The organism is Azohydromonas sediminis (assembly GCF_003574675.1).
GTDB lineage: Bacteria > Pseudomonadota > Gammaproteobacteria > Burkholderiales > Burkholderiaceae_C > Calidifontimicrobium > Calidifontimicrobium sediminis.
This window is the reverse complement of the sequence record NZ_QOAZ01000010.1, coordinates 1-25,580: the sequence shown is the minus strand read 5'-3', so window position 1 is coordinate 25,580 and position 25,580 is coordinate 1. Positions and strand designations below refer to the sequence as shown.

25 protein-coding genes are annotated in these 25,580 nt (G+C 73.1%); 18 read left to right on the top strand and 7 right to left on the bottom strand.

The annotated features are described in order from the left end of the window. The first annotated feature begins 12 nt into the window (after window positions 1–12). On the top strand, window positions 13–777 hold the full coding sequence (locus tag DRV96_RS07570) for a fumarylacetoacetate hydrolase family protein (RefSeq protein ID WP_119289523.1): 765 nt from the start codon (window positions 13–15) through the stop codon (window positions 775–777). Window positions 778–839: 62 nt separating this feature from the next. Then, window positions 840–2,117 (top strand): cation:proton antiporter, encoded by a 1,278-nt coding sequence (locus DRV96_RS07565; protein ID WP_119289521.1) that lies wholly within the window; start codon window positions 840–842, stop codon window positions 2,115–2,117. 12 nt (window positions 2,118–2,129) lie between these two features. On the opposite strand, the gene DRV96_RS07560 is transcribed toward DRV96_RS07565, so the two are convergent. Together DRV96_RS07560 and DRV96_RS07555 are read right to left on the bottom strand one after the other, a co-directional pair. Next, window positions 2,130–2,891 carry a class II aldolase/adducin family protein gene (locus DRV96_RS07560; protein WP_119289518.1) on the bottom strand — a complete coding sequence of 254 codons (762 nt, stop codon included), beginning with the start codon at window positions 2,889–2,891 and terminating at the stop codon, window positions 2,130–2,132. Further along, a complete protein-coding gene (locus DRV96_RS07555; protein ID WP_235823318.1) occupies window positions 2,888–4,519 on the bottom strand; it encodes an FAD-dependent monooxygenase in 1,632 nt (543 codons plus the stop codon). The genes DRV96_RS07560 and DRV96_RS07555 overlap by 4 nt, the downstream gene beginning before the upstream one ends. Before the next feature lie 62 nt (window positions 4,520–4,581). On the opposite strand from DRV96_RS07555, the gene DRV96_RS07550 reads away from it, so the two are divergent. After that, the gene (locus tag DRV96_RS07550; RefSeq protein WP_119289514.1) at window positions 4,582–5,544 is read left to right on the top strand and encodes a Bug family tripartite tricarboxylate transporter substrate binding protein; all 963 of its coding nucleotides are present in this window, start codon (window positions 4,582–4,584) and stop codon (window positions 5,542–5,544) included. Between the two features lie 40 nt (window positions 5,545–5,584). On the opposite strand, the gene DRV96_RS07545 is transcribed toward DRV96_RS07550, so the two are convergent. Further along, on the bottom strand, window positions 5,585–6,292 hold the full coding sequence (locus DRV96_RS07545) for an energy-coupling factor ABC transporter permease (protein ID WP_235823317.1): 708 nt from the start codon (window positions 6,290–6,292) through the stop codon (window positions 5,585–5,587). 62 nt (window positions 6,293–6,354) lie between these two features. Between DRV96_RS07545 and DRV96_RS07540 the strand changes: the two genes are divergently transcribed. The 14 genes from DRV96_RS07540 (at window position 6,355) to DRV96_RS07475 (ending at window position 18,510) form a co-directional block, all read left to right on the top strand. After that, complete coding sequence (locus tag DRV96_RS07540; protein ID WP_119289668.1) at window positions 6,355–6,975, top strand: 2-hydroxychromene-2-carboxylate isomerase; 621 nt, start codon at window positions 6,355–6,357, stop codon at window positions 6,973–6,975. A gap of 29 nt (window positions 6,976–7,004) precedes the next feature. Next, a complete protein-coding gene (locus tag DRV96_RS07535) occupies window positions 7,005–7,418 on the top strand; it encodes a rhodanese-like domain-containing protein (RefSeq protein ID WP_119289509.1) in 414 nt (137 codons plus the stop codon). A gap of 31 nt (window positions 7,419–7,449) precedes the next feature. Further along, window positions 7,450–8,319, top strand: coding sequence for a Rossmann-like domain-containing protein (locus DRV96_RS07530; RefSeq protein ID WP_119289507.1), 870 nt, complete (start codon window positions 7,450–7,452; stop codon window positions 8,317–8,319). Between the two features lie 58 nt (window positions 8,320–8,377). Beyond that, window positions 8,378–9,985 carry a carboxyl transferase domain-containing protein gene (locus DRV96_RS07525; protein WP_119289505.1) on the top strand — a complete coding sequence of 536 codons (1,608 nt, stop codon included), beginning with the start codon at window positions 8,378–8,380 and terminating at the stop codon, window positions 9,983–9,985. A 7-nt stretch (window positions 9,986–9,992) separates the two neighbouring features. Next, complete coding sequence (locus DRV96_RS07520; protein WP_119289503.1) at window positions 9,993–10,508, top strand: DinB family protein; 516 nt, start codon at window positions 9,993–9,995, stop codon at window positions 10,506–10,508. Continuing rightward, window positions 10,505–11,290, top strand: a complete 786-nt coding sequence (locus tag DRV96_RS07515; protein WP_119289501.1) for an enoyl-CoA hydratase/isomerase family protein — start codon at window positions 10,505–10,507, stop codon at window positions 11,288–11,290. The genes DRV96_RS07520 and DRV96_RS07515 overlap by 4 nt, the downstream gene beginning before the upstream one ends. A 19-nt stretch (window positions 11,291–11,309) precedes the next feature. After that, entirely contained in the window at window positions 11,310–11,930 is a 621-nt protein-coding gene (locus tag DRV96_RS07510) for a DUF4126 domain-containing protein (RefSeq protein ID WP_119289498.1), read from the top strand. A gap of 1 nt (window position 11,931) precedes the next feature. Continuing rightward, window positions 11,932–13,971 carry an acetyl/propionyl/methylcrotonyl-CoA carboxylase subunit alpha gene (locus DRV96_RS07505; protein ID WP_119289495.1) on the top strand — a complete coding sequence of 680 codons (2,040 nt, stop codon included), beginning with the start codon at window positions 11,932–11,934 and terminating at the stop codon, window positions 13,969–13,971. 45 nt (window positions 13,972–14,016) lie between these two features. Next, entirely contained in the window at window positions 14,017–14,937 is a 921-nt protein-coding gene (locus DRV96_RS07500; RefSeq protein ID WP_119289493.1) for a hydroxymethylglutaryl-CoA lyase, read from the top strand. Further along, window positions 14,934–15,443, top strand: a complete 510-nt coding sequence (locus tag DRV96_RS07495) for a YbaK/EbsC family protein (RefSeq protein WP_119289491.1) — start codon at window positions 14,934–14,936, stop codon at window positions 15,441–15,443. The genes DRV96_RS07500 and DRV96_RS07495 overlap by 4 nt, the downstream gene beginning before the upstream one ends. Then, window positions 15,440–15,673, top strand: coding sequence for a DUF1289 domain-containing protein (locus tag DRV96_RS07490; protein WP_119289489.1), 234 nt, complete (start codon window positions 15,440–15,442; stop codon window positions 15,671–15,673). Before DRV96_RS07495 ends, DRV96_RS07490 begins: the two co-directional genes overlap by 4 nt. After that, window positions 15,670–16,314, top strand: a complete 645-nt coding sequence (locus DRV96_RS07485; protein ID WP_119289487.1) for a 2-hydroxychromene-2-carboxylate isomerase — start codon at window positions 15,670–15,672, stop codon at window positions 16,312–16,314. Before DRV96_RS07490 ends, DRV96_RS07485 begins: the two co-directional genes overlap by 4 nt. A 178-nt stretch (window positions 16,315–16,492) precedes the next feature. Then, window positions 16,493–16,801, top strand: coding sequence for a DUF485 domain-containing protein (locus DRV96_RS07480; RefSeq protein WP_119289485.1), 309 nt, complete (start codon window positions 16,493–16,495; stop codon window positions 16,799–16,801). Then, a complete protein-coding gene (locus DRV96_RS07475; protein WP_119289482.1) occupies window positions 16,798–18,510 on the top strand; it encodes a cation acetate symporter in 1,713 nt (570 codons plus the stop codon). The genes DRV96_RS07480 and DRV96_RS07475 overlap by 4 nt, the downstream gene beginning before the upstream one ends. Window positions 18,511–18,555: 45 nt before the next feature. Here the strand turns inward: DRV96_RS07475 and DRV96_RS07470 are convergent, their stop codons facing one another. From DRV96_RS07470 to DRV96_RS18705, 4 genes are all read right to left on the bottom strand, one after another. Further along, window positions 18,556–21,771 carry a CHASE domain-containing protein gene (locus DRV96_RS07470; protein WP_235823316.1) on the bottom strand — a complete coding sequence of 1,072 codons (3,216 nt, stop codon included), beginning with the start codon at window positions 21,769–21,771 and terminating at the stop codon, window positions 18,556–18,558. 48 nt (window positions 21,772–21,819) lie between these two features. Beyond that, window positions 21,820–23,577, bottom strand: a complete 1,758-nt coding sequence (locus DRV96_RS07465; RefSeq protein ID WP_119289477.1) for a PHA/PHB synthase family protein — start codon at window positions 23,575–23,577, stop codon at window positions 21,820–21,822. 88 nt (window positions 23,578–23,665) lie between these two features. Then, on the bottom strand, window positions 23,666–24,760 hold the full coding sequence (gene ychF, locus DRV96_RS07460) for a redox-regulated ATPase YchF (RefSeq protein ID WP_119289475.1): 1,095 nt from the start codon (window positions 24,758–24,760) through the stop codon (window positions 23,666–23,668). A 200-nt stretch (window positions 24,761–24,960) separates the two neighbouring features. Then, window positions 24,961–25,092: a hypothetical protein gene (locus tag DRV96_RS18705; RefSeq protein WP_259371657.1), complete on the bottom strand. Its 132-nt coding sequence runs from the start codon at window positions 25,090–25,092 to the stop codon at window positions 24,961–24,963. Between the two features lie 111 nt (window positions 25,093–25,203). Between DRV96_RS18705 and DRV96_RS07455 the strand changes: the two genes are divergently transcribed. Then, the coding region (locus DRV96_RS07455) for a transposase (RefSeq protein WP_473199545.1) at window positions 25,204–25,580 on the top strand (377 nt) is incomplete at its 3' end.

The following is a 25,580-nucleotide window of genomic DNA, read 5'->3' as shown; positions in this document are numbered from 1 at the left end:
GGGAGAGGAGCGATGAAGTGGATGCGTTTCGTGCACGCCGGCCGCGCCGGCTTCGGGGCACTCGAAGCCGGTGCCGTGCACGTGCACGAAGGCTCGATGTTCGACGCGCCGCACCCGACCGGCGAGCGCATCCCGCTGGCCGACGTCGAGTGGCTGCCGCCGGTGCAGCCGGGCAAGGTCGTCGGGCTGTGGAACAACTTCCGTGCCGCGGCCGAGAAGAACGGCTGGGCCCCTCCGGCCGAGCCGCTGTACTTCCTCAAGTCGCCCGGCAGCGTCACGGCGCACGGGCGGCCGATCCCGGTGCCGGCGTCGTACGACGGCCGCGTGGCCTACGAGGGCGAGCTCGCCGTCGTGATCGGCCGCAGCGCGCGCGCCGTCGCGCCGGCCGACGCCGCCGCGCACGTGTTCGGCTACACCTGCGCCAACGACGTCACCGCGCTCGAGCTGCTGCACCGCGACGCGTCGTTCGCGCAGTGGACGCGTGCGAAGAGCTTCGACGGCTTCTGCCCGCTCGGCCCCGTGATCGCCACCGACTTCGACCCCGCCGGCGCCGTGCTGCGCACGCTGGTCGGCGGCCGCGAGCGGCAGCACTACCCGCTGGCCGACATGTTCTTCGCGCCGCTCGAGCTGGTGTCGCGCATCTCGCACGACATGACGCTCGAGCCGGGCGACGTGATCCTGTGCGGCACGTCGCTCGGCGTGCTGCCGATGCGGCCGGGCACGCAGGTCGAGGTCGTCGTCGACGGCATCGGCACGCTGGCCAACGTGTACGGCTGAGGTGCCGCCGGCCGGCGCCTTGCCGTGTCCGGGCACCCCCCTCGACGCCCCGCGAGCCGACGATGTCGACCACCGTGATGTTCATCGGGCTGACGGTGTTCGTCGCCCACTTCCTCGCGCTGGTGTTCCGGCGCACGCAGGTGCCCGACGTGCTCGTGCTGGTGCTGGCCGGCATCGTGCTCGGCCCGATGACCGGCCTCGTCACGCCGGCCGACTTCGGCAAGGTCGGCCCGATCATCGCGACGATCGCGCTCGTCGTGATCCTGTTCGAGAGCGGCACCGCGCTCGACGTCGACACGCTGCAGCGCTCGCTGGGCACGACCGGCGCGCTGACGATCGGCTCGTTCGTGCTGACGACCGCCGTCGTCACGGCCACCGGCATCGCGGCCTTCGGGCTCGAGCCGCTGCCGGCACTGATGCTCGGCGTGACGCTGGGCGGCACCGCGTCGGCGGTCGTGATCCCGATGGTCGCGACGCTGCGGCTGGCGGTCAAGCCGGCCACCGTGCTGGTGCTCGAGTCGGCGCTGACCGACGTGCTGTGCATCGTCGGCGTGTTCGCGCTGCTGCAGTGGGCCGCCGAGGGCCAGCTCGACGCCGGGCGGGTCGCCGGCGGCGTGCTCGCCGCGCTCGTGTTCGCCGTCGTGATCGGCATCGCTGGCGGCATCGGCTGGCTGTTCGTGCTCGGCCGCGTGCGCGGCTTCCCGAACACGATCTCGTCGACGCTGGCCTACGTGTTCATCGTCTACGGCCTCACGGAGTACGTCGGCTTCTCGGGCGCGATCGCCGCGCTGAGCCTGGGCGTCACGCTGGGCAACGTGCACCGCTTCGGCCTCGAGCGCATCGCCGGGCGCGGCACGCGCATCGAGGCGCTGAGCGCCGAGGACGTGAACTTCTTCCGCGAGGCCGTGTTCCTGCTGAAGACCTACTTCTTCGTCTACCTCGGCATCTCGATCCGCTTCGCCGACGTCGACGTCGCGCTCGTCGTCGCGGCGATGATCGTCGCGGTGTTCGTGCTGCGCACGCTGCTCGTACGCGCCGTGTTCCGCGCGCCCGAGTTCGGCCTGCGCGACGCCGCGGTGGCGTCGGTGATGGCGCCCAAGGGCTTGGCCGCCGCGGTGCTCGCAACGCTGCCGCTCGAACAGGGCGTGCCCGGCGGCGAGACGATCCGCGACGTGGCCTACCTCGCGGTGCTGATCAGCATCGCGCTGACGGCGCTGCTCGTCATCGCGCTGCGCTGGTCGCCGGTCACGCGGCTGTACGGCGTCGTGCTCGACAAGCCGGTGCCACCCGGGCCTGCGCCGGACGCCGAGGCCGCGCGGGACGAGGACGGCGCGCGCTGAGCGCGGCCGCCGTCACAGGCGCCACAGGCGGTCGTCGCGGTCGACGAGCCGCACGAGCGCGTCGAACACGTCCTGCCCCATCGCCTCGCGGCCGTAGTGCGCGTGCGCGTCGATCGCGCAGCGGCGCTGCACGTCGTCGGGGATCGCGATCGCGGGGCCGAGTGCCGCGCCCGCGATCTGCACCTCGCACGCGCGCTGCATCAGCCACAGCGTGTAGAACGCCTTCGGCAGCGTCTCGCCCCACGCGAGCAGGCCGTGGTTGCGCAGGATCAGCGCCGGCTTCGGCGGGTCGCCCAGGCTCGCGAGCAGGCGAGGGCCCTCGTCGGCGTGCACCGTGATGCCCTCGAAGTCGTGGTACGCGATGCGCCCGCCGAGCTGCGCGGCGTAGAAGTTCGTGATCTGCAGGCCCGCCTGCGACGAGGCCACTGCCATGCCGGCGGTGGTGTGCGTGTGCATCACGCAGTGCGCCGCGTCGATCGCGCGGTGGATCGTCGCGTGCGGCATCACGCCGGCCGGGTTCACCGGCCACTCGGTCTTCGACAGCACGCTGCCGTCGACGTCGACCTTGACCAGGTTCGACGCGCGCACCTCGCGGTAGTGCAGCCCGAACGGGTTGATCAGGAAGTGCCGCGGCTCGCCCGGCACGCGCAGCGAGATGTGGTTGAAGATCAGCTCGGTCCAGCCGAGCAGGTCGAAGACGCGGTAGCAGGCGGCGAGCTGCTGGCGCGCCTTCCATTCGGAGTCGCTGCATCCGGGGATCGGGATCGTGCTCATGCCGCGATTGTGGTCTGGCCGAGCGTGCGCGCCAGTGCCGCGTGCAGCGCGGCCGCGTCGGCACCGGGCAGCGCCGCCGCGAGGTGCCCGTCGGGGCGGATCAGCGCGACGCCGCCCGGCTGCGCGCTGGTCTGCGCCGCGAGGTGCCCGTGCATGTCGACGACGTCGCGCCCGACGCGGTGCACGACCAGCGGCCAGCCGCCGGCGTCGGGCACCGCGTCGCCGAACACGAAGGCCACGCAGTGCGCGTTGGCCTCGCGCAGCAGGTCGACGAGCGTCGTCGGGCGCCCGTCGCGTTCGAGCCGCACGTTGGGCACGCTCTGGCCGTCGTGCGGGCCGGTGCCCACCGTCGGCAGCCCGCCGTAGTGGTGCGGTGCGCACAGCCGCCCGGTGTTGAGCATCGGCCGCGCGAAGCGGTGCTCGTGCGCCAGGTCGAGCACGCAGCGGCGCAGCAGGCGCTCCATCTCGCTCCTCGGGCGCAGGAATCGCCCCGAGCGGCTCGTGATGCGGATGTTCTCCTCGGCGGCGCGGTGGCGCTCGACGTCGTAGGTGTCGAGGATGCGTTCGTCGGCGCGGCCGGCCAGCAGCAGCGCGAGCTTCCAGCCGAGGTTGTCGGCGTCGTGGATGCCCGAGTTGCCGCCGCGCGCGCCGAACGGGCTCTTCGCGTGCGCGGCGTCGCCGACGAACAGCAGCCGGCCGTGGCGGAAGCGCTCCATCAGCATCGTGCGGTACGAGTAGGGCCCCACCCACACCAGCTCGAACGGCACGTCGGGGCCGAGCATGCGCTGCACGCGCTCGCGCGCGACGTCGGGGCGCGAGACGAACTCGGGGTCGCTGTCGGGCGCCATCTGGAAGTCCAGCCGCCAGACGTCGTCGGCCATCAGGTGCTGCCACACGGCGCGCTGCTCGTTGAACGGTGCCTCGACCCAGGTGCGGCGCACGTTGGTCGTGCCGTGGCCGAAGCGCACGTCGGTGATGCACCAGCGGTCGTCGCCGCGCTCGGTGTGCTCCTTCAGGCCCAGCTGCCGGCGGATCAGGCTGTGCACGCCCTCGGCGTCGACGACCCAGTCGGCCTCGAGCGTGTACGGCCCGTCGGGCGTGCTCACGTGCAGCCTCACGTGGTCGGCGTGGGCCTCGACGCCGGTGACCTGGTTGTCCCAGCGCAGGTCGGTCAGGCCGAGCTCGCCGATGCGCTCGACGAGGAAGGCCTCAAGGTAGAACTGCTGCAGGTTGACGAAGGGCGGCTGCGCGCTGACGCTTTGCGGCTGGTAGTCGAACGCATAGAGCGCCTCGTCGCCGGCCAGCACCTCGCCGCGGGACCACGTGACGCCCTTGGCCGCGATGCGCTCGTAGACGCCCAGCCGCGCCATCACCTCGAGCGTGCGCTGCACGTAGACGATGCCGCGGCTCGACGCGCCGCGCACGCCCACCGTGTGGTCCTCGTCGAGCAGCACGCAGCGAACGCCGCGCACCGCGAGGTCCGCGGCCAGCGTCAGCCCGGCGAGCCCGCCGCCGACGATGACGAGCGGGTAGCGCGGCTGCGGCCCGTGCACGAGCTCGGGCGGGCGCACGTACGCGTACTCGGGCAGCGCGTAGCCGGTGGGCGAGGGCTGGGGCAGCGGGGTCACGCGGGCGATCGTAGCCGGCGGCGCGTCACAATGGGCCGCGTCACGACCCATCGCGCACCGCCATGCAACGTCGAAGCCTGCTCCTTGCCGCAGCCGCTGCCCCGCTCGGCGCCGCCGCCCTCGCGCAGACCGCCACCACGCGCATCGTCGTGCCGTTCGCCGCCGGCGGACCGATCGACGTGACGGTGCGCGTGCTCGCCGAGCAGGTGCGCGCCAGCCTCGGCCCGGTGGTCGTCGAGAACCGCCCCGGTGGCGGCGGCAACATCGGCATGGAGGCGGTCGCGCGTGCCGCGCCCGACGGCCTGACGCTGGGCGTGGCGACGACGGCGTCGCACGCGATCAACCCGTGGCTGTTCGCGAAGCTGCCGTACGACCCGGCCCGCGACTTTGCGCCCATCACGCAGATGCTGCGCGTACCCAACGTCGTCGTGATGAACGCCGAGACCGCGCAGCGGCTGAAGATCGCGACGCTGGCCGACCTGATCGCCTACGCGAAAGCCCACCCGGGCAAGCTCAACTACGGCTCGGGCGGCAACGGCAGCGCCGGGCACCTGGCCGGCGAGATGCTCAAGCAGCGTGCCGGCATCTTCGTCGTGCACATCCCGTACAGCGGCGGCGCGCCGGCGCAGCTGGCGCTGCTGTCGGGGCAGGTCGACTTCAACGTCGACAACCTCGCGACCGCCGCGGCGAACATCCGCGCCGGCAAGCTCAAGGCGCTGGCGGTGACCACCGCGCAGCGCGCCGCCGTGATGCCCGAGGTGCCGACGGTGGCCGAGACGCTGCCGGGCTTCGAGGTCGACACCTGGTGGGGGCTGGTGGCGCCGGCCGGCACGCCGCGCGAGAAGGTGCATCAGCTCAACGCCGCGTTCGTCGCCGCGCTGAACAGCGCCGAGGTCAAGACCCGCTTCGCCGCACTGATGGCCGAGCCGGCGCCGAGCACGCCCGAGCAGTTCGCCGCCTTCATCGCGCGCGAGCGCGAGAAGTACGAGCGCGTCGTGAAGGCGAGCGGCGCAAAGGTGGATTGAAACGGCGCCGCGTCGGTCGATGGCACTGCCGCGGTCCGGTTCAGCGCCGCGGCAGGTAGCGCCGGTCCGAGTAGGTGACCAGCCACTCGGGCCGGAACGCGACGAAGATCGACGTCAGCATGCCGGTGGTCACGGCATCGCCCCAGGCGATCAGCCAGCGGCCCACCAGCAGCAGCTGCGGGTCGCTGCCTGGCGGCGCCGGCTGCGTGGCCACCCACAGCGCGCCGGTGGCGGTCATCGCCAGCAGCGTCGCGAAGAAGCCGCGCGCGAGGATGTAGACCATCAGGTGCCGCGGCAGCCAGCGCCGCGTCGCCAGCCCGAACGCGAGCCCGAAGCTCGCCGGCAGCACGCCGCTCCAGGCGGCCACGTGCGCGGTGAGCCGCCACCACGCGTCCACCCCACCGGCCAGCGCCGGGTCGACGAGCCACGCAGCGATCGCCGCGACGGCGACGGCGGTCACGACCGCCAGCGGCCAGCCGAACATCAGCACCATCAGCGCGGCCAGCGACAGCTGCAGCGGCAAGCCGCCGGGCAGCCGCGCGTCGGTGCTCCACAGCCACGGCAGCAGCACGAGCGCGGCCAGCCACGGGTGGCGCAGCGGGGCGTGGCGCAGCATCTGCCAGGGGCGCAGCGCCAGCGCGAGCGCGAGCGCCGCCACCACCACCGCCGTTTCCCACGCCATCGCCGTACCGCCCCGTCGTGCGCCGATGCTGCCGCGGCCGGCGCCGGCACGCTTGACTTGTGTCAACGCGGCCACGCTGCGGGAATGCCCGCAGCGTGCGCCGCGCGCGGCTGCGCTACCTTGCACGCATGAACACTGCCAATGGCCGCGCACCGATCGACTTCTGGTTCGACTTCTCGTCGCCGTACTCGTACATCGCGTCGGAGTGGGTCGACGCGCTGGCCGCGCGCCACGGGCGCACCGTGCGCTGGCACGCGATGCTGCTGGGGGCCACGTTCCAGGCCGCCGAACTGAAGAGCCCGGTGTCGTACCCGCTAAAGCGCGAGTACTCGATGCGCGACTTCGCGCGCTCGGCGCGCTTCGAGGGCGTGCCCTACACGATGCCCGAGCCGTTCCCGATCCCTACGCAAAACGCCGCACGGGTGTTCTGGTGGCTGCACGACACGCAGGGCCACGACGCCGCGGTGGCGTGGGCGCACGCCGGGCTGCGCGCGTACTTCGCGCGCGGCGTCGCGCTCAACGACGCGGCGGCGCTCAAGCGGCTGGCCGCCGACAGCGGCCTCGACGCGCAGGCCGCCGAGGCGGCCTGGGGCGACGCGCACTGGAAGGCGCGCCTGAAGCAGGTCAACGACGAGGCCATCGCCGCGGGCATCTTCGGCGCGCCGTGGTTCGTCGTCGACGGCGAGCCGTTCTGGGGCAACGACCGCAAGCCGCAGATCGAGCGCTGGCTGGCGAGCGGTCCGTTCTGAGGGCCCGCGGGCGTGGCAAGATCGCGGCGATGAAGAAGACCGTCAAGTCGATGGTGCAGGAGGCGATGGACGCCATCACCACCTACAGCATCGAAGAAGCGCAGGCGCTGCACGGCATGGACGATGTGCAGTTCGTCGACCTGCGCGACGTGCGCGAGCTCGAGCGCGACGGCGTCATCCCCGGCGCGTTCCACGCGCCGCGCGGCATGCTCGAGTTCTGGGCCTGCCCCGACAGCCCGTACCACAAGCCGGTGTTCTCGTCGGGCAAGAAGCTGGTGCTGTTCTGCGCCGCCGGCTGGCGCTCGGCGCTGGCGACGAAGACGCTGCAGGACATGGGCTTCGACAACGTCGGCCACATCGAGGGCGGCTTCGACGCCTGGAAGAAGGCCGGCGCGCCGGTGGCGGCCAAGCCGCCGCGCGACGCGGCGAAGAAGGCCTCCTGAGCGCCACGGCGCGCGACGAGCCGGCGTGGCCATGACCGTCGCCCGCGAGATCGTCGCCGCGCTCGAGCAGGCGTTCGCCGGTGCGCCGCCGCCGCGCGTGCGCGCGCTGCACCTGCCGCCGTCGCCGTGGAACGGCAGCAAGGACGGCGAGTTCGCCGCGCTCGAACTCGACGGCGGTGCGCTCGGGCTGACGTACGTGCTGCTCGACGACACGCTCGCTGCGCTGCGCGCCGACGGCGGCGGCCTCGTCGGCACCGATGCGCTCGCGCTGGCGCGCGACTGGGCCGATGCACGCGGCGCGCGCCGCACGCTGGGTTTCGCGGCGGCGCACGCGCTGACGCGGGCGTTCTTCGACCGCGCCGGCTACGCGCCGCCCGATGCGACCGACTCGATCGGCGGGCTCGACCCGCAGCCCGGTGAGCACGTCGGCATGGTCGGGCTGTTCCCGCCGCTGGTGAAGCAGGTCACGGCGCGCGGCGCGCGGCTGACGGTGGTCGAGCTGAAGGCCGCGCTGGCCGGCGAGCATGGCGGCTTCCGCGTCACGCTCGACCCGGCCGCGCTGCGCACCTGCGACAAGGTGCTGATGACGAGCACGGTGCTGCTCAACGACACGCTCGACGCGGTGCTCGCGCACTGCGCCGGCGCGCGCGCGGTGGTGATGATCGGCCCCGGCGCCGGCGTGCTGCCCGACGCGCTGTTCGCGCGCGGCGTCACGCTGATGGGTGGCGCGTGGATCGTCGACGCCGCGGGGTTCGAGCGTGCGCTCGCGGCGGGCCAGCCGTGGGGCCGGCACGCGCGCAAGTTCGCGCTCGCGCGCGGCGCCTACCCGGGGTTCGACGCGCTGCGCGCGCGTGCCGCCGGGGCGGCCAGTCGAGGGTCCGTACAATTGACGTTGACGTAAACGTCAATCGACCGGCGGCCGTCGCGCGCGGCAGGGCGGTCCCGGACAGGAGAGAGGCATGCCCACGCTGACGTCGCGGCTGGCGCCGCGCTCCGACGAGTTCAAGGCCAGCGCTGCGGCGATGCGCGCACTGGTCGACGACCTCAACGCGAAGCTGGCGCAGATCGCGCAGGGCGGAGGCGAGGCCGCGCGCGCCAAGCACGTCGCGCGCGGCAAGCTGCTGCCGCGCGAGCGCGTCGAGCGGCTGCTCGACCCCGACACGCCGTTCCTCGAGATCGCGCCGCTGGCCGCGCTCGACATGTACGGCAACGAGGCGCCGGGCGCCGGGCTGATCGCCGGCATCGGCCGCATCGCCGGCGTCGAGTGCGTCGTCGTCTGCAACGACGCCACCGTCAAGGGCGGCACCTACTACCCCATGACGGTCAAGAAGCACCTGCGCGCGCAGGAGATCGCGCAGCAGAACCGGCTGCCGTGCGTCTACCTCGTCGACTCGGGCGGCGCCAACCTGCCGAACCAGGACGAGGTCTTCCCCGACCGCGACCACTTCGGCCGCATCTTCTACAACCAGGCGAACCTGAGCGCCGCCGGCATCCCGCAGATCGCCGTCGTGATGGGCTCGTGCACCGCGGGCGGCGCCTACGTGCCGGCGATGAGCGACGAGACGATCATCGTGAAGAACCAGGGCACGATCTTCCTCGGCGGCCCGCCGCTGGTGAAGGCGGCCACCGGCGAGGTGGTCAGCGCCGAGGACCTCGGCGGCGGCGACGTGCACACGCGGCTGTCGGGCGTGGCCGACCACCTCGCCGAGAACGACACGCACGCGCTCGCGCTCGCGCGCGCGGCGGTCGCGAACCTGAACTGGCGCAAGGCGAACCCGCTGGCCTGCCAGCCGCCGCGCCCGCCAAAGTACGCGCCCGAGGAACTGCACGGCGTGATCCCGACCGACGCGCGCAAGCCCTTCGACGTGCGCGAAGTCATCGCGCGCATCGTCGACGGCAGCGAGTTCGACGAGTTCAAGGCGCGCTACGGCTCGACGCTCGTCACCGGTTTCGCGCACATCGAGGGCATGCCGGTGGGCATCGTCGCCAACAACGGCATCCTGTTCTCGGAGAGCGCGAACAAGGGCGCGCACTTCGTCGAGCTGTGCTGCCAGCGCAAGGTGCCGCTGGTGTTCCTGCAGAACATCACCGGCTTCATGGTCGGGCAGAAGTACGAGAACGAGGGCATCGCGCGCGCCGGCGCGAAGATGGTGACCGCGGTCGCGTGCGCGCAGGTGCCCAAGTTCACCGTGATCATCGGCGGCAGCTTCGGCGCCGGCAACTACGGCATGTGCGGGCGCGCGTACTCGCCGCGGTTCCTGTGGATGTGGCCGAACGCGCGCATCAGCGTGATGGGCGGCGAGCAGGCCGCCAGCGTGCTCGCCACCGTGCGGCGCGACGGCATCGAGGCCAAGGGCGGCACCTGGAGCGCCGACGAGGAGGAGGCGTTCAAGGCGCCGATCCGCGCGCAGTACGAGCGCCAGGGCCACCCGTACTACGCGAGCGCGCGGCTGTGGGACGACGGCGTGATCGACCCGGCCGACACGCGCCGCGTGCTGGCGCTGGGCCTGTCGGCGAGCCTGAACGCGCCGATCCCCGAGACGAAGTTCGGCGTGTTCCGCATGTGAAGCCGCGATGGACGCGCTGCGCGATCACCTGCTGACGATGGCGCGCTACGAGGCCTGGGCCACGCGTCGCCTGCTCGACCACGTCGACCGCCTGAGCGACGACGCGTACCGGCGCGACGTCGGCCTGTTCTTCCGCAGCGTGCACGGCACGCTGAACCACCTGCTCGTCGGGCAGTGCGAGGTCTGGTTCGGGCGCTTCGCGCACGGCCGCTCGGCGCGCGTCGCGCTGAACGCCGAGCTCGAGACCGAGCGCGCGCGGCTGCGCGCGCGTCTCGCCGAAGGTGCCGACGCATGGGCGCCGTGGCTGGCGGGCGTGCCCGACGAGCGGCTGCACGGCACGCTGGACTACACGACGACGCAGGGCGTTGCACAGTCGACGCCGTTCGCGCCGACGCTGGCGCACGTGTTCAACCACGGCACGCACCACCGCGGGCAGGTCACGGCGGCGATCACGGCGCTGGGCCATCCGGCGCCCGAGCTCGACCTGATCCTGATGCTGCGCGAGGAGGCGCGACCCGCATGACGACGACGCTCGACATCCGCCGCCCCTCGCCGCACGTCGCCGAGGTGTATCTGAACCGCCCCGAGGTGCGCAACGCGTTCAACGACGGCGTGATCGCCGAGCTGACCGTCGCGTTCGCCGCGTTCGCGCACGACGCCGAGCTGCGCGCCGTCGTGCTCGGCGGCCACGGCAAGGCGTTCTGCGCCGGCGCCGACCTCGCGTGGATGCGCGCGATGGCCGACTACGACTGGGAACGCAACCGCGCCGACGCGCAGGCGCTCGCCGACATGCTGTGGACCGTCTACACCTGCCCGGTGCCGGTGGTCGGGCGCATCCACGGCGACTGCTACGCCGGCGGCGTCGGGCTCGCGGCGGTGTGCGACGTGCTGGTGGCCGCCGACGGCGTGCACTTCTGCCTCAGCGAGGCGCGCCTGGGGCTGCTGCCGGCGACGATCGGCCCTTACGTGATCCGCGCGCTCGGCGAGCGCGCGTCGCAGCGCTATGTCACGACGGCCGAGCGCTTCGACGCCGCGACCGCGAAGGCGCTCGGCTTCGTGCACGAGGTCGTCGCCGCCGACGCGCTCGACGCGAAGGTCGGCGAAGTGGTCGCAGCGCTCGTGGCCAACGGCCCGGCGGCGGTGCGCGCGTGCAAGCGGCTCGTGCACGACCTCGCCGGCCGGCCGATCGACGACGCGCTGCGCGCCGACACCGCGCGGCGCATCGCCGACATCCGCGCCAGCGCCGAGGGGCGCGAAGGCGTGCAGGCCTTCCTGCACAAGCGCGAGCCGTCGTGGCGCGCGTGAGGCGACCCTCGGGCACGCCGTGAACGACGTCGACGTCACGCAGCTCGTCGCGCTCGCCGCCGCACTCGGCTGGGCGAGCGGCCTGCGGCTGTACCTCGTCGTGTTCCTGACCGGGCTCGCGGGGCACCTCGGCTGGGTCGAGCTGCCGGGCGGTCTGCAGCTGCTGCAGCAGCCGCTGCTGCTGTGGGTGAGCGGGGCGCTGGTGGTGGTCGAGTTCCTCGCCGACAAGATCCCGCTCGTCGACTCGGCGTGGGACGCGGTGCAGACGGTGGTGCGCATCCCGGCCGGGGCCGCGCTCGCCGGCGCGGTGTTCGCCGGGCAGGGCATCGACGGTGCGACGTGGACCGTCATCGCGGCGCTGGTCGGCGGCACGCTCGCCGCCACCGCGCACGCGGCCAAGGCGGGCACCCGCGCGGCGGTCAACACGTCGCCCGAGCCGCTCTCGAACCTCGCGCTGTCGCTGGCCGGCGACGCCTTCGTGCCGCTGCTGCTGTGGCTCGCGTGGGAGCACCCGGTGGCGTTCTTCGTCGCGCTGGCGCTGGCGGTGGTGGTCGCCGCGGTGCTGATCGCGGTCACGTTCAAGTTCGTCGGCGCGCTGTGGCGCCGAGGGCGCGGGCGGCTGTCGCCCGTCGGAGCATGAGATGTTCAAGAAGATCCTGATCGCCAACCGCGGCGAGATCGCCTGCCGCGTCGCCGCCACCGCGCGGCGCCTCGGGGTGCGCACCGTCGCCGTCTACTCCGACGCCGACGCGGACGCGAAGCACGTCCACGCGTGCGACGAGGCGGTGCACATCGGCGGCGCCGCCGCGCGCGACAGCTACCTGCAGTGGCAGCGCATCCTCGACGCCGCGCGCGCGACCGGCGCGCAGGCGATCCACCCCGGCTACGGGTTCCTCAGCGAGAACGAGGGCTTCGCGCAGGCCTGCGCCGACGCCGGTGTCGTGTTCATCGGGCCGCCGCCTTCGGCGATCGCCGCGATGGGCAGCAAGGCCGCGGCCAAGGCGCTGATGGAGCGCGCCGGCGTACCGCTCGTGCCCGGCTACCACGGACGCGACAACGACCCCGCGCGGCTCGCCGCCGAGGCGCAGCGCATCGGCTACCCCGTGCTGATCAAGGCCAGCGCCGGCGGCGGCGGCAAGGGCATGCGCCGCGTCGATGCGCCGGCGGACTTCGCTGCCGCGCTCGCGTCGTGCCAGCGCGAGGCCAAAGCCAGCTTCGGCGACGACCACGTGCTCGTCGAGCGCTACGTCACGCGACCGCGGCACATCGAGATCCAGGTCTTCGCCGACACGCACGGCCGCTGCGTGCACCTGTTCGAGCGCGACTGCTCGGTGCAGCGGCGCCACCAGAAGGTGCTCGAGGAGGCCCCGGCGCCCGGCATGAGCGAGGCGCGGCGCGCCGAGATGGGTGCCGCGGCGGTCGCGGCGGCGAAGGCGGTGGGCTACGTCGGCGCCGGCACCGTCGAGTTCATCGCCGAGGAGGTCGACGACGGCGACATCCGCTTCTACTTCATGGAGATGAACACGCGGCTGCAGGTCGAACACCCGGTGACCGAGGCGATCACCGGGCACGACCTCGTCGAGTGGCAGCTGCGCGTCGCGGCCGGCGAGCCGTTGCCCGTCACGCAGGAGCAGCTGCGCATCCGCGGCCACGCGATCGAGGCGCGCATCTGTGCCGAGAACCCCGACGCCGGCTTCATGCCCGCCACCGGCACGCTGCACGTGCTGCGCTGGCCCGCGCACGTCGCGTTCCGCCGCGACGACCCTGCCGCGTCGCCGCACGCGCCGGCCCCGGTGCGCGTCGACAGCGGCGTGCGCGAGGGCGACGCGATCACGCCGCACTACGACTCGATGATCGCCAAGCTCATCGTCTGGGGCGAGAACCGCGCGCAGGCGCTCGCGCGACTCGACGCGGCGCTGGCGGCGACGCACGTCGTCGGCCCGGCGACCAATGTCGCGTTCCTGCGGCGCGTCGTCGCGAGCAAGGCGTTCGCGACCGCCGACCTCGACACCGCGCTGATCGAGCGCGAGCGCGCCGCGCTGTTCGATGCGCCGCCGCTGCCGCTGGAGGTCGCCGCCGCCGGCGTCGCGGCGCACGCGCTGGCTGCCGAGGCCGCGCTCGCTGCGGCCGACGCGTGGCCCGACCCGTGGGCGCAGCGCGATGGCTGGCGGCTGCACGGCGGCGCGCAGCGGCGCTTCGAGCTCGACGTCGACGGCCGCCGCCACACGGCCGTGCTCGCGCGCGCGCACGACGGGGCGCTCGCGCTGCACCTGGGCGAACGCGCGTGGCCGTTCGCGTGCGCGGCGCTCGGCGGCGCGCAGCACGACGTCACGCTCGGGGGCCACCGGATGCGGCTGGCGGTCTACGCGGTCGGCGAGACGGTGGCGGTGTTCGCCGACGCCGGCAGCGCGCTGCTGCGCGAGATCGACCCGCTCGCGCACGCCGGCGATGCCGCGTTCGAGGGCGGGCGGCTGACGGCGCCGATGCCGGGCAAGGTCGTCGCGTTCCTCGCCGCGCCGGGCGACGCCGTCAAGGCCGGCCAGCCGCTGGCCGTGATCGAGGCGATGAAGATGGAGCACACGATCGCCGCACCGCACGACGGCACCGTCACCGAGCTGCTGTACGCCGTCGGCGACCAGGTCGCCGAAGGGGGCGAGCTGCTGCGCCTGAAGGAGAGCTGAGCGCGCCCCGCTACCATCGGCGGCCGCGTTCGAGGAGCCCCAGCGATGATGCCCAGCCACGTGACCCTGGTCGAGGTCGGCCCGCGCGACGGCCTGCAAAACGAGAAGCAGCCGGTGGCCACCGCGTACAAGGTCGAGCTCGTGCACCGGCTGCAGGCCGCGGGCCTGCGCGAGATCGAGGTCACGAGCTACGTCAGCCCGAAGTGGGTGCCGCAGATGGCCGACAACGCGCAGGTGATGGCGGCCATCCGCCGTGCGCCCGGCGTGCGCTTGAGCGTGCTGGTGCCCAACCTGAAGGGGCTCGAGGCGGCGCTGGCCGCGCCGCAGCGCCCCGACGAAGTCGTCGTGTTCGGCGCTGCGAGCGAGGCGTTCAGCCAGAGGAACATCAACTGCTCGATCGCCGAGAGCATCGAGCGCTTCGCGCCGGTGGTGGCTGCCGCGCACGACGCGGGGCTGAAGGTGCGCGGCGCGATCTCGTGCGCGCTCGGCTGCCCGTACCAGGGCGACGTGAGCGCCGACGCCGTCGAGGACGTCGTCGTGCGCATGAAGGCGATCGGCGTCGACCACGTCGGCGTCGCCGACACGATCGGCGTGGGCACGCCGCGCAAGGTGCAGGCCGCGATGGAGCGCGCGCTGAAGCACTACCCGCTCGTCGAGGTCAGCGGCCACTTCCACGACACCTACGGCCAGGCGCTGGCCAACGTCTACGCGTGCCTCGAGATGGGCGTGCACACCTTCGACGCGAGCGTCGCCGGTCTGGGCGGCTGCCCGTACGCGAAGGGCGCCACCGGCAACGTCGCGACCGAGGACGTCGTCTTCATGCTGCACGGGCTGGGCATCGCCACCGGCATCGACCTCGACGCGCTCGTCGACGCCGGCGCGTTCATCAGCAGCGTGCTCGGCCGTGCGCCGGTCTCGCGCGTCGCGCGTGCCGTGCTCGCCAAGCGCGAGAAGGTGGCCGCATGACGGACGCGCTCGCATCGCGCCCCGAGGGCTTTCGTCGCGTCGCGCAGGTGCTGGCCGAGCGCGGTCACCCGCACGCGCCGCGCTGGCTCGACGCGAGCGCGCGCACGTCGCAGGAGGCGGCCGATGCGCTCGGCGTGCAGGTCGGCCAGATCGCCAAGAGCGTGATCTTCCGCCGCCAGGCCGACGGTGCCGCGGTGCTCGTCGTCGCGTCGGGCGACCGCCGCGTCGACGAGAAGAAGGTCGCCGCGCTCGTCGGTGCCATCGGGCGGGCCGACGCCGACTTCGTCAAGGCGGCCACGGGTTTTTCGATCGGCGGCGTCGCGCCGCTGGCGCACGCGACGCCGCCGATCACGCTGATCGACCGCGACCTGCGGCGCTTCGACCTGATCTGGGCCGCGGCCGGCCACCCGAACGGCGTGTTCGCGCTGACGCCGGCGCAGCTCGAGGCGCTGACCGGCGCGCCGGTCGCCGACGTCGTGCAGGCGCCGGTGGGGATGGCGCCGTGACGCGCGCATCGCACACCGCGGCGCCGGCGGTGCCGAGTCCCTGCGTCTCGGTGTGCCAGATGGACGAGGCGACCGGCTGGTGCCGCGGCTGCGCGCGCACGATCGACGAGATCGCGGCCTGGGGCACGCTCGACGACGACGCGAAGCGCGCGGTGTGGGCGCGGCTGCCGCGGCGCCACGAAGAGCTGAAGCGCCGCGCGCTGCCGCCGCACGGCGAGGGCGCGGCATGACGCACGTCGAGTTCTGGTTCGACCCCGTCTCGCCGTTCGCGTACCTCGCGTTCGAGCAGCTGCCGCAGGCGCTCGAAGGCCTGAGCTACCACGTGACGTACCGCCCGGTGCTGTTCGCCGCGCTGCTCAAGCACCACCGCCACAAGGGCCCGGCCGAGATCGAGCCCAAGCGCGCGTGGACCTACCGCCATGTCGCGTGGCTCGCACACACGCACGGCATCGCGCTGCAGCTGCCGGCGGCGCACCCGTTCAACCCGCTGCCGCTGCTGCGCCTGTCGCTCGCGTGCTGCGCGAGCGGCGGCACGCCGAACCGCCGCGTCGTCGAGGCCGTGATGCGCCACGTCTGGCGCGGCGGCGCCGCCGCCGACGACGCCGAGCGGCTGCACGCGCTCGCCGCCGAACTCGCGCCGGTGCGCGATCCGCAGGGCGACGACGTCAAGGCCGAGCTGCGCGCGTCGACCGACGCCGCGGTCGCGGCCGGCGTGTTCGGCGTGCCGACGATCGCCGTCGGCGCCCGCCTGTTCTGGGGCTTCGACGCGCTGCCGATGGTCGCCGCCGCGATGCGCGGCGACCCGTGGTTCGACGGCCCCGGCTGGGTGCAGGACGCGGCAGTGCGTCCCGGCGTCGTGCGGCGCGACTGACCTGTGCGGCACGCGGCGGCAGGCCGCCGCCGCGACGCGCGTCTTGATCCAGCACAAGGCGCAGCCGCCTTCGGCGTCAGCTCCCGTTGGACTCGCGTCAGGGGTGGGTCAGAGCGCAGGCGAATGATGCGAGTGACGGCGCACGTGGCGCCGCCGACGTCCGCAGGGAGGAGACCGCATGGACGATGCACTCGTAAAGAAGATCGCGGCACACCCGCGCTACCTCGAACTCAAGGCGGCGCGCTCGCGCTTCGGCTGGACACTGACGATCGCGATGCTGGTCGTCTACTACGGCTTCATCCTGCTCGTCGCGTTTGACAAGGAGCTGCTCGCGCAGCGCATCGGCAGCGGTGTGATGACGGTCGGCATGCCGCTCGGCGTGGGCGTCATCGTGTTCACCGTCGTGCTCACGGCGGTGTACGTCAAGCGTGCGAACCGCGAGTTCGACGCGCTGGCCGACGAAGTCGGCAAGGCGGCGCTGCGATGAGGGCCCGCCATCTGCTGTTGGCCGCCGCGCTCGGCGGCCTGTCGGTCGCCGCCTGCGCGGCCGGCGCCGACCTCGGTCAGGCGCAGAAGCAGGCGACGAACTGGACCGCGATCTCGATGTTCGGGCTGTTCGTGATCGGCACGCTGTGGATCACGAAGTGGGCCGCGGCGAAGACGCGCAGCGCGGCCGACTTCTACACCGCCGGCGGCGGCATCACCGGCTTCCAGAACGGCCTGGCGATCGCCGGCGACTACATGAGCGCGGCGTCGTTCCTCGGCATCTCGGCCGCGGTGATGGCCTCGGGCTTCGACGGGCTGATCTTCTCGATCGGCTTCCTCGTCGGCTGGCCGGTCGTGACCTTTCTGCTCGCCGAGCGGCTGCGCAACCTGGGGCGGTTCACGTTCGCCGACGTCGCGGCGTTCCGCTTCGCGCAGACGCCGGTGCGGCTGTTCGCGGCGTCGGGCACGCTGGTCGTCGTCGCGTTCTACCTGATCGCGCAGATGGTCGGCGCCGGGCAGCTGATCAAGCTGCTGTTCGGGCTCGAGTACTGGATCGCCGTCGTCATCGTCGGCGCGCTGATGATGGTCTACGTGCTGTTCGGCGGCATGACGGCCACGACCTGGGTGCAGATCATCAAGGCCTGCCTGCTGCTGGCCGGCGCCACCTTCATGGCGTTCATGGTGCTGCTGAGCTTCGGCTTCAGCCCCGAGGCGATGTTCGCGAAGGCGGTCGAGATCAAGACGCAGCTGGCCGTCGACGCCGGCAAGACGCCCGACGAGGCGGCCCGCCAGGGCTTCTCGATCATGGGGCCGGGCGGCTTCGTGAAGGACCCGATCAGCGCGATCAGCTTCGGCATGGCGCTGATGTTCGGCACCGCCGGGCTGCCGCACATCCTGATGCGCTTCTTCACCGTGCCCAACGCGAAGGAAGCGCGCAAGTCGGTCGCGTGGGCGACGACGTGGATCGGCTACTTCTACATCCTGACCTTCATCATCGGCTTCGGCGCGATCGTGTTCGTGCTGACCAACCCGGGCTTCCTCGACGCCAAGGGTGCGCTGCTCGGCGGCAACAACATGGCCGCGGTGCACCTGGCCAACGCGGTGGGCGGCAACGTGTTCCTCGGCTTCATCTCGGCGGTGGCGTTCGCGACGATCCTCGCCGTCGTCGCCGGGCTGACGCTGTCGGGCGCCTCGGCCGTCTCGCACGACCTCTACGGCACCGTGATCAAGAAGGGCAAGGCGCGCAGCAGCGACGAGCTGCGCGTCTCGAAGATCACCACCGTCGCGCTCGGCCTCGTCGCCGTCGTGCTCGGCATCGCGTTCGAGAAGCAGAACATCGCGTTCATGGTCAGCCTGGCGTTCGCGATCGCGGCGTCGGCCAACTTCCCGGTGCTGCTGATGAGCGTGCTGTGGAAGGGCTGCACGACGCGCGGCGCGGTCATCGGCGGCTTCCTCGGCCTGATCTCGTCGGTCGCGCTGACGGTGGTCTCGCCCGCGGTGTGGGAAGCCACGCTCGGCAACTCGAAGGGCTCGGCGCTGTTCCCGTACGCGTCGCCGGCGCTGTTCTCGATGACGATCGGCTTCGTCGGCATCTGGATCTTCTCGCTGCTCGACGGCAGCGCGCGCGGCCGGCAGGACAAGGCCGGTTTCCTCGCGCAGCAGGTGTGTTCCGAGACGGGCATCGGCGCCGCGATCGCGAGCGGGCACTGAGCCCGCGCACGGCGGGCGCCGCGGCCGCCCACGGACGCGCGGCGCTCAGCCGAACCGCGTGTCCTGGCGCTCGAGCAGGTCGTCGACGACGGCGAGCAGCTCGGCGACGTTCAGCGGCTTGGTCAGGTACTGCGCGGCGCCCTCGTGCAGCGCCTGCGCGACGCGCTCGCGCGTCGCGTCGGCCGAGACGGCGACGACGGGGATGTCCTCGGTGTCGGGGTCGCCCTTCAGGCGACGCAGCAGCTCGAGGCCGTCGATGTCGGGCAGGTGCATGTCGAGCAGCACGAGGTCGGGGCGGCGCGCGCGGATCGCGTCCAGCGCGTCGAGACCGCAGGGGCTCACGTCGAGCCGCACCTGCGGGCGCTTGGCGAGCACGCCGCGCATCACCTCGGCGTTGGTCGCGTTGTCCTCGACGTAGAGCACGTGCCGCCGGCGGTAGCGCACGGCCGCCGGCTCGTCGGCTTCGGGCGCCGCGACGGCAGCGCCCGCTGCCTCGCCGCGCGGCAGCGCGAGCGTGAAGCACGAGCCGGCGCCGGGCGTGCTCGTTGCGCGCAGGCTGCCGCCCATCAGTTCGGCCAGGCGCAGGCTGATCACCAGGCCGATGCCGGTGCCCTCGGCGCCCGAGGCCTCGCGCCCGAGGCGGTTGAACGGCTCGAACAGGTGCGCGAGCTGCTCAGGCGTCATCCCGAGGCCGGTGTCGACGACGTCGATCTCGACGCGCCCGTCGTCGGCGGCGCGCGTGCGCACCAGCACCGTGCCGCCGTCGACGTTGTACTTGACCGCGTTGCTCAGCAGGTTGGTCAGGACCTGCTTGACGCGCGTGAGGTCGCCGCGCACGCTGGCGGCGGCCGCGTCGATGTCGGCCGCGACGCGCACGCCGCGCTCGCGCGCGGCCTGCTCGACGAGTGCGGTGCACGCCGGCAGCAGTTCGCGCAGGTCGAGCGTCTCGGGCTGCAGCCGCAGCGTGCCCGACTCGATGCGCGACAGGTCCAGCGTGTCGTTGATCATGCGCAGCAGGTGCCAGCCGGCGCGCTGGATCTGCGCCGTCCACGCGGCCTGGTGCGGCGCCAGCGGCGGCTGGCGGTCGAGGTCCAACAGCTGCGCGAAGCCGAGCATCGCGTTGAGCGGCGTGCGCAGCTCGTGGCTCATGCGCGAGACGAACTCGCTCTTCGCGCGGCTCGACGCGGCGGCCGCGTCGCGCTCGCGCTCGGCCTGCGCGCGCTTGAGCTGTTCGCCGACGTCCTCGATGATGCCCACCGTGCGGTGCGGGCGCCCCGCCTCGTCGCGCAGCAGCGCCACCGTGATCTGCGCGTGCACGACGCTGCCGTCGGGGCGCAGGTAGCGCCGGGCGAGGCGGTAGCGCTCGACCTCGCCGCGGCGCAGCGCGTCGAGGTGCGCGCGCGCCTCGGCGACCTCGTCGGGGTGCGTGAACTCGGCCAGCGCGTGGCCGACGAGCGCCTCGGGCGGGCGGCCGACGAACGCGCAGAACGCCGGGTTCGGCACGACGATGCGGCCGTCGAGTTCGGTGTAGACGATGCCCGCCGGTGCCGTCTCGAAGATCGCGCGCAGGCGCTGCTCGCGGTCGCGCAGCGCCGCCTCGGCGCGCCGGCGTTCGGCGACCTCGCGCTGCAGGTCGGCCGTGCGCTGCGCGACCGCGACCTCGATGCGCCGCGTGCGGCCGGTGACGGCCAGCAGCAGCGCGCCGAGCAGCGCCGCCGCGGCCAGCGCCGCGAGCGAGAACAGGAACGCGCTGCCGCGCTGTTCGTCGGGCACCGCGCCGGCCGCGGCGCTGACGCGGATGTCCCACTGCCGCCCGGCGAAGGCCAGCGGCACGACGAGCGCGCGTGCGTCGTCGCCGGGCGGCTGCCGGCACTCGGGCGCACCGGCGAGCAGCGGGCGCGACGTGAGCGGGTCGCTGTCGACGAGGCACAGCCGCAGGTACGCCGGCTGCGCGTCGCGCACGGTGGCCACCAGCCGGTCGGGTTCGACGGTGACGAACACCAGCCCGCGCGTGCGCGGCAGGCGCTCGTCGACGGTGGAAGGCTCGCCGTCGTACAGCACCTGGTAGATCACGACGCCGGTGCGCTCGCTCGTCTCCTGCGTCAGGCGAAAGCCCGCGCTGGCCACCGGCGCGCCGCTGCGCCGTGCCTGTTCGATGGCCGTGCGCACCGCGGGGATCGACATCTGGTTCAGCCCCAGCGCGGCGCGGTTCGTGTCGGCGGGCTCGATCTGCGTGATGACCATCAGCCACTCGTCGCCATTGGTCGCGATCCCGTCGGCACGGTCGAAGACGCGGAAGTCGGCCACGCCGTCGGCGCGCCGCCGCGCCTCGAGCGCGGGCACCGCGTCGCGGGCGACCCACTCGCTGTGGCCGGCCGCACGCAGCGCCGGCTCGAGCGCGATCCAGCGCCCGATCGCGGCGCGCAATTCCGCGTCGTCGACCTTCTCGCTGCCGACGTACAGGCTGCGCATCGCTTCGAGCGCATACAGCGGCTGCTGCAGCCGCTCGGCGAGCGCCGCCGCGGCGGCGCGCGCGTCGCGGTCGAAGCGCCCGGCCACGCGCTGTTCGTCCCAGCGCGCGACCTGCAGGATCGCTGCGGCCAACAGCGCCGTGATCGCCAGCAGCGGCACACCGAGCGTCAGCCGGCGGGCGGACCAGTCGTCGCGCGGCCGGCCGACGAGGGTCAGCGCGATCGGCGCGCCGATCAGCACGCCGAGCGTGTCGCCGGCCCACCAGGTCCACCACAGGAACGGCGCGCCGGCCGGTGGCACGACGGCGAGCGCGATGAAGGACGCCGTGGCCAGCGTCGCACTCGTCAGGCACGACAGCGGCACCGCGAGCAGGTAGAAGCGCGCGACGTCGCGCGGCTCCGACAGCGTCGCTGGCTGGCCGCACCAGCGCGCGACGAGCGCACGGCCGACCTCGGCCTGCAGCGCGGCGCCGATGCCCAGCAGTGCCGGCAGCACGAGCGCCTCGGGCGTCAGCGCGCCGCGCAGCGACGCGGCGTAGACGTTGACGGTGAACGAGCCGAGCCACACGCCGGGCACCGCGGCGCGGCCGAAGGTCAGTGCGGCGGCCAGTGCGATGCCGGCCGAGGGGTACAGCGGTGCGGCGTAGGTCGGTGGGATCGCGAGCTGCAGCGCGACCAGCCCGACGGCGGCGTAGCCCAGCGCGGTGGCCACCACGACGAGCACCACGGCCACCGGCGACGGGGCACGGGTCGCCGTGTCGGCGGCGGGGGGCGTCGGCGTCGCACTCACGTCGGGTTGCAGGCTAGCACCGAAGCGCGTGGTGCGGCGAGTCCGGCGTCAGTGGCGGTGCCGCACGAAGACGTAGGTGCCTGGCGCCGGGCCGAGCACCATCGCCGCCGGCACCGGCCGCGGCCGGCGCGGCGGCGACGAGTGCGCCGCGAGCCAGCGCTGCCACGCCGGCCACCACGAGCCGTCGACGACCGGTGCCGCGGCCTCCCACGCCTGCGGGTCGGTCCACGCGCCGTGCGCCGGGCGCGTGGCGATCTGGTACCGACGTCCCGGATGGCCGGGCTCGCTGACGATGCCGGCGTTGTGGCCGCCGGTGGTCAGCACGAACGTGACCTCGGCGTCGGTCAGGCGGTGCAGCTGGTACACCGAGCGCCACGGCGAGACGTGGTCGCGCTGCGTGCCGACGGCGAAGACCGGCAGCGTCACGTCGTTGAGCGACACCGGGCGGCCGTCGACGCGGTAGCGGTTGGTCGCCAGCTCGTTGCGCAGGTACAGCGAGACGAGGTATTCGTGGTGCATGCGCGCCGGCATGCGCGTGTGGTCGGCGTTCCACGCCATCAGGTCGCTGGGCTGCTCGCGCTCGCCCATCAGGTACTCGCGCATGCGCCGCGTCCACACCAGCTCGCGCGAGTGCAGGAACTGGAACGAGCCGGCCATCTGCTCGCCGCTGAGGTAGCCCTGCTCTTTCATGATGTCGTCGAGCAGGCGGATCTGGCTCTCGTCGATGAACAGGCCGAGCTCGCCGGGCTCGGCGAAGTCGGTCTGCGCGGCCAGCAGCGTCATCGTCGCCAGCGGCGGCAGGTCGTCGGTGCCCACCGGGCGCTCGCGCCGCGCGAGCGCGGCCACCGCGATCGCGAGCAGCGTGCCGCCGAGGCAGTAGCCCATCGCGTGCACCGGCGTCGCAGTGCCCTCGATGCGACCGACGGCGCGCAGCGCGTCGAACACGCCCAGGCGCAGGTAGTCGTCCATCGACAGGTCGCGGTCGGCCGCCTCGGGGTTGCGCCACGACAGCATGTACACCGTGTGGCCCTGGCCGACGAGCCAGCGCACCATCGAGTTGTGCGGCGACAGGTCGAGGATGTAGTACTTCATGATCCACGACGGGATCACGAGCAGCGGCTCGGGGTGCACGCGCGGCGTCGCAGCGTCGTAGCGGATCAGCTCGATCAGCCGGTTGCGCCAGACGACCTGGCCGGGCGTGACGGCGACGTCGCGGCCGACCTCGAAGTGCGCCGGCTCGTCGGTGCCCGGCCAGCGCACGCCGGTGACGTCCTCGAGCCAGTGGCGCGCCCCCTTGGCCAGGTGCGCGCCGCCGGAGGCGATCGCGTCGCGCAGCACGACGGGATTCGTCGGCAGGAAGTTGGCCGGCGTCAGCATGCCGAGCCACTGGCGGGCGAAGAAGGCCGTCAGGTCGGCGTGGTGCGCCGTCATGCCGGGCAGGCGCGAGGCCTCGCGCCAGAACGTCTCGGCGTTGCGGAAGCCCTCGCGCCACACCGAGAACGGCCACTGCGTCCAGGCCGGGTCGCGAAAGCGCGGGTCGTCGTCGGCCGCGCCCACCGGGTGCTCGCCGTCGAGGCCGGCCGCGAAGCGCCACGTGTCGATGCCCAGCTGCGCCGCACGCGCGGCGAGCGCCATCTGCCGGCCGGGCGACACGCCGAGGTGCCACGCCCAGTCGGCCCACGCGAGCGACAGCGAGATCGGCGACAGGTTGCCGAGCCAGGGCGCGGCGGCGGCGTGCAGCAGGCGGTCGAGGCGCTCGGTGGGCGACTCGCCGCCCTGTGCGGTGGACGGGGCGGACTCGGTCATCGGCGGCGTCCCGGTGGCCGGGGTTCGTGCATTCTCGCCCCGTTGGGGCACCGCGGCGCGGCGCGGTGCCACCTCGCGTTGCGCCACGTCAGACGTTGAACAGGAAGTTCATCACGTCGCCGTCCTTGACGACGTAGTCCTTGCCCTCCGAGCGCATCTTGCCGGCGTCCTTGGCGCCTTGCTCGCCGCCGTAGGCGATGAAGTCGTCGAAGGCGATCGTCTGTGCGCGGATGAAGCCGCGCTCGAAGTCGCTGTGGATCACACCGGCGGCCTGCGGCGCGGTCGCGCCGACGGGAATCGTCCACGCGCGCACTTCCTTGACGCCGGCGGTGAAGTAGGTCTGCAGACCGAGCAGCTTGTACGCGGCGCGGATCAGCCGGTTCAGCCCCGGCTCGTCCTGCCCCATCTCGGCGAGGAACATCGCGCGGTCCTCGTCGCTCATATCGGCGAGCTCGGCCTCGGTCTTCGCGCAGATCGCCACCACCGGCGCGTTCTGCTTCGCGGCGAATTCGCGCAGGCGGTCGAGGTACGGGTTGTGCTCGAAGCCGTCCTCGGCGACGTTGCCGACGAACATCGCCGGCTTCGCGGTGATCAGGCACAGCGGCTTGAGCACCGCGAGCTCTTCCTTGCTGAAGTCGATCGAGCGCACCGGCTTGGCCTCGTTGAGCGCCACCTCGCACTTCTTCAGCACGTCGACCAGGCGCTGCGCCTCCTTGTCGCCGCCGGCCCTGGCGACCTTGGTGTAGCGCGCCAGCGCCTTCTCGACGGTGGCCAGGTCCGCGAGGCACAGCTCGGTCTGGATGACCTCGATGTCGGCGACCGGATCGACGCGCCCGGCGACGTGGACCACGTTCGGGTCGTCGAAGCAGCGCACGACGTTGACGATCGCATCGGTCTCGCGGATGTGGCTGAGGAACTGGTTGCCCAGGCCCTCGCCCTTGCTCGCACCGGCCACGAGCCCCGCGATGTCGACGAACTCGACGATCGCCGGCACGACGCGCTCGGGCTTGACGATCGCGGCGAGCTGCGCGAGGCGCGGGTCGGGCACCTCGACGACGCCGACGTTGGGCTCGATCGTGCAGAAGGGGTAGTTCTCGGCCGCGATGCCGGCTTTCGTCAGCGCGTTGAACAGGGTCGACTTGCCGACGTTGGGCAAGCCGACGATGCCGCATTTGAGGCTCATGGGGCGGGGGCTTTCGCGGACGTTCGCAGGGGCCGGAATTGTAGGTGGCGGCCCCACACTGCGCCGACGCGAGATGCCGATGAGCGAGCGCGCGACGCTGACGCCGCTGACGAAGGTCCTCGGCGGCGGTGTCGTCGTGCGCCGCCTGCTGCCCCCCGCGCGGCGGCCCGCGGCCTGACGCCGGTGCCAAAGCGGCCAGGTCAGCCGCCGGTCCTGCCGCGCAGCATCAGCACGTTGCCGGCCACGGCGAGCGCCGCGCCGGCGAAGGTCAGCGCATCGGGGCGGTAGCCCTCGAACGCGACCGACACCGCCAGCGCGAGCAGCGGCGTCATCACGCCGACGGCCGCGCTGCGCCCCGGGCCCAGGCGATCGAGCAGGCTGAGAGCGTGAGAGTTTTTCGTCCGCTGCCCTCGTGCTGGCATGTCTCTGGCTTGCTGTTGGGCATGAGCGATCCGACGCACCAAGACAGCGTGGCCGGGGTTTTGTTCGAGGACTTGGCGCCCGTCGATGAGCAAGCAGCGCAGGCCGCCGCGCAAGCGCGAGCCGTTGCGCTGCGCGCGCAGCCGCCGCGGCTGCTGCAGCCCAACCGCAAGCAGATCGAACTGCGGGCATCGGACCTGGAGTCGCTGCTGGGCGAGGACCACCGAGCGCGGCTGGTATGGGGCTACGTCGAGCGGCAGGACCTGAGCCGGCTGACCGATGCGATCAAGGCGCGCGGCAGCAATGCCGGACGCGCGGCGATCGACCCGCGCATCCTGTTTGCGCTGTGGCTGTACGCCACGCTCGAAGGCGTGGGCAGCGGGCGCGAGCTGGCGCGGCT

What these genes read in the sequence shown, in the direction of transcription:
- DRV96_RS07500 (WP_119289493.1), top strand. Translation starts at nt 14,017, where the DNA reads ATGATGCCCAGCCACGTGACCCTGGTCGAGGTCGGCCCGCGCGACGGC.
- DRV96_RS07465 (WP_119289477.1), bottom strand. Translation starts at nt 23,577, where the DNA reads ATGACCGAGTCCGCCCCGTCCACCGCACAGGGCGGCGAGTCGCCCACC.
- DRV96_RS07540 (WP_119289668.1), top strand. Translation starts at nt 6,355, where the DNA reads ATGAACACTGCCAATGGCCGCGCACCGATCGACTTCTGGTTCGACTTC.
- DRV96_RS07530 (WP_119289507.1), top strand. Translation starts at nt 7,450, where the DNA reads ATGACCGTCGCCCGCGAGATCGTCGCCGCGCTCGAGCAGGCGTTCGCC.
- DRV96_RS07560 (WP_119289518.1), bottom strand. Translation starts at nt 2,891, where the DNA reads ATGAGCACGATCCCGATCCCCGGATGCAGCGACTCCGAATGGAAGGCG.
- DRV96_RS07550 (WP_119289514.1), top strand. Translation starts at nt 4,582, where the DNA reads ATGCAACGTCGAAGCCTGCTCCTTGCCGCAGCCGCTGCCCCGCTCGGC.
- DRV96_RS07495 (WP_119289491.1), top strand. Translation starts at nt 14,934, where the DNA reads ATGACGGACGCGCTCGCATCGCGCCCCGAGGGCTTTCGTCGCGTCGCG.
- DRV96_RS18705 (WP_259371657.1), bottom strand. Translation starts at nt 25,092, where the DNA reads ATGACGCCGCTGCTCGCGCTGGCGGTGTCGGTCGCGTTCGAGGGCTAC.
- DRV96_RS07525 (WP_119289505.1), top strand. Translation starts at nt 8,378, where the DNA reads ATGCCCACGCTGACGTCGCGGCTGGCGCCGCGCTCCGACGAGTTCAAG.
- DRV96_RS07520 (WP_119289503.1), top strand. Translation starts at nt 9,993, where the DNA reads ATGGACGCGCTGCGCGATCACCTGCTGACGATGGCGCGCTACGAGGCC.
- DRV96_RS07570 (WP_119289523.1), top strand. Translation starts at nt 13, where the DNA reads ATGAAGTGGATGCGTTTCGTGCACGCCGGCCGCGCCGGCTTCGGGGCA.
- DRV96_RS07505 (WP_119289495.1), top strand. Translation starts at nt 11,932, where the DNA reads ATGTTCAAGAAGATCCTGATCGCCAACCGCGGCGAGATCGCCTGCCGC.
- DRV96_RS07515 (WP_119289501.1), top strand. Translation starts at nt 10,505, where the DNA reads ATGACGACGACGCTCGACATCCGCCGCCCCTCGCCGCACGTCGCCGAG.
- DRV96_RS07565 (WP_119289521.1), top strand. Translation starts at nt 840, where the DNA reads ATGTCGACCACCGTGATGTTCATCGGGCTGACGGTGTTCGTCGCCCAC.
- DRV96_RS07485 (WP_119289487.1), top strand. Translation starts at nt 15,670, where the DNA reads ATGACGCACGTCGAGTTCTGGTTCGACCCCGTCTCGCCGTTCGCGTAC.
- ychF (WP_119289475.1), bottom strand. Translation starts at nt 24,760, where the DNA reads ATGAGCCTCAAATGCGGCATCGTCGGCTTGCCCAACGTCGGCAAGTCG.
- DRV96_RS07475 (WP_119289482.1), top strand. Translation starts at nt 16,798, where the DNA reads ATGAGGGCCCGCCATCTGCTGTTGGCCGCCGCGCTCGGCGGCCTGTCG.
- DRV96_RS07480 (WP_119289485.1), top strand. Translation starts at nt 16,493, where the DNA reads ATGGACGATGCACTCGTAAAGAAGATCGCGGCACACCCGCGCTACCTC.
- DRV96_RS07535 (WP_119289509.1), top strand. Translation starts at nt 7,005, where the DNA reads ATGAAGAAGACCGTCAAGTCGATGGTGCAGGAGGCGATGGACGCCATC.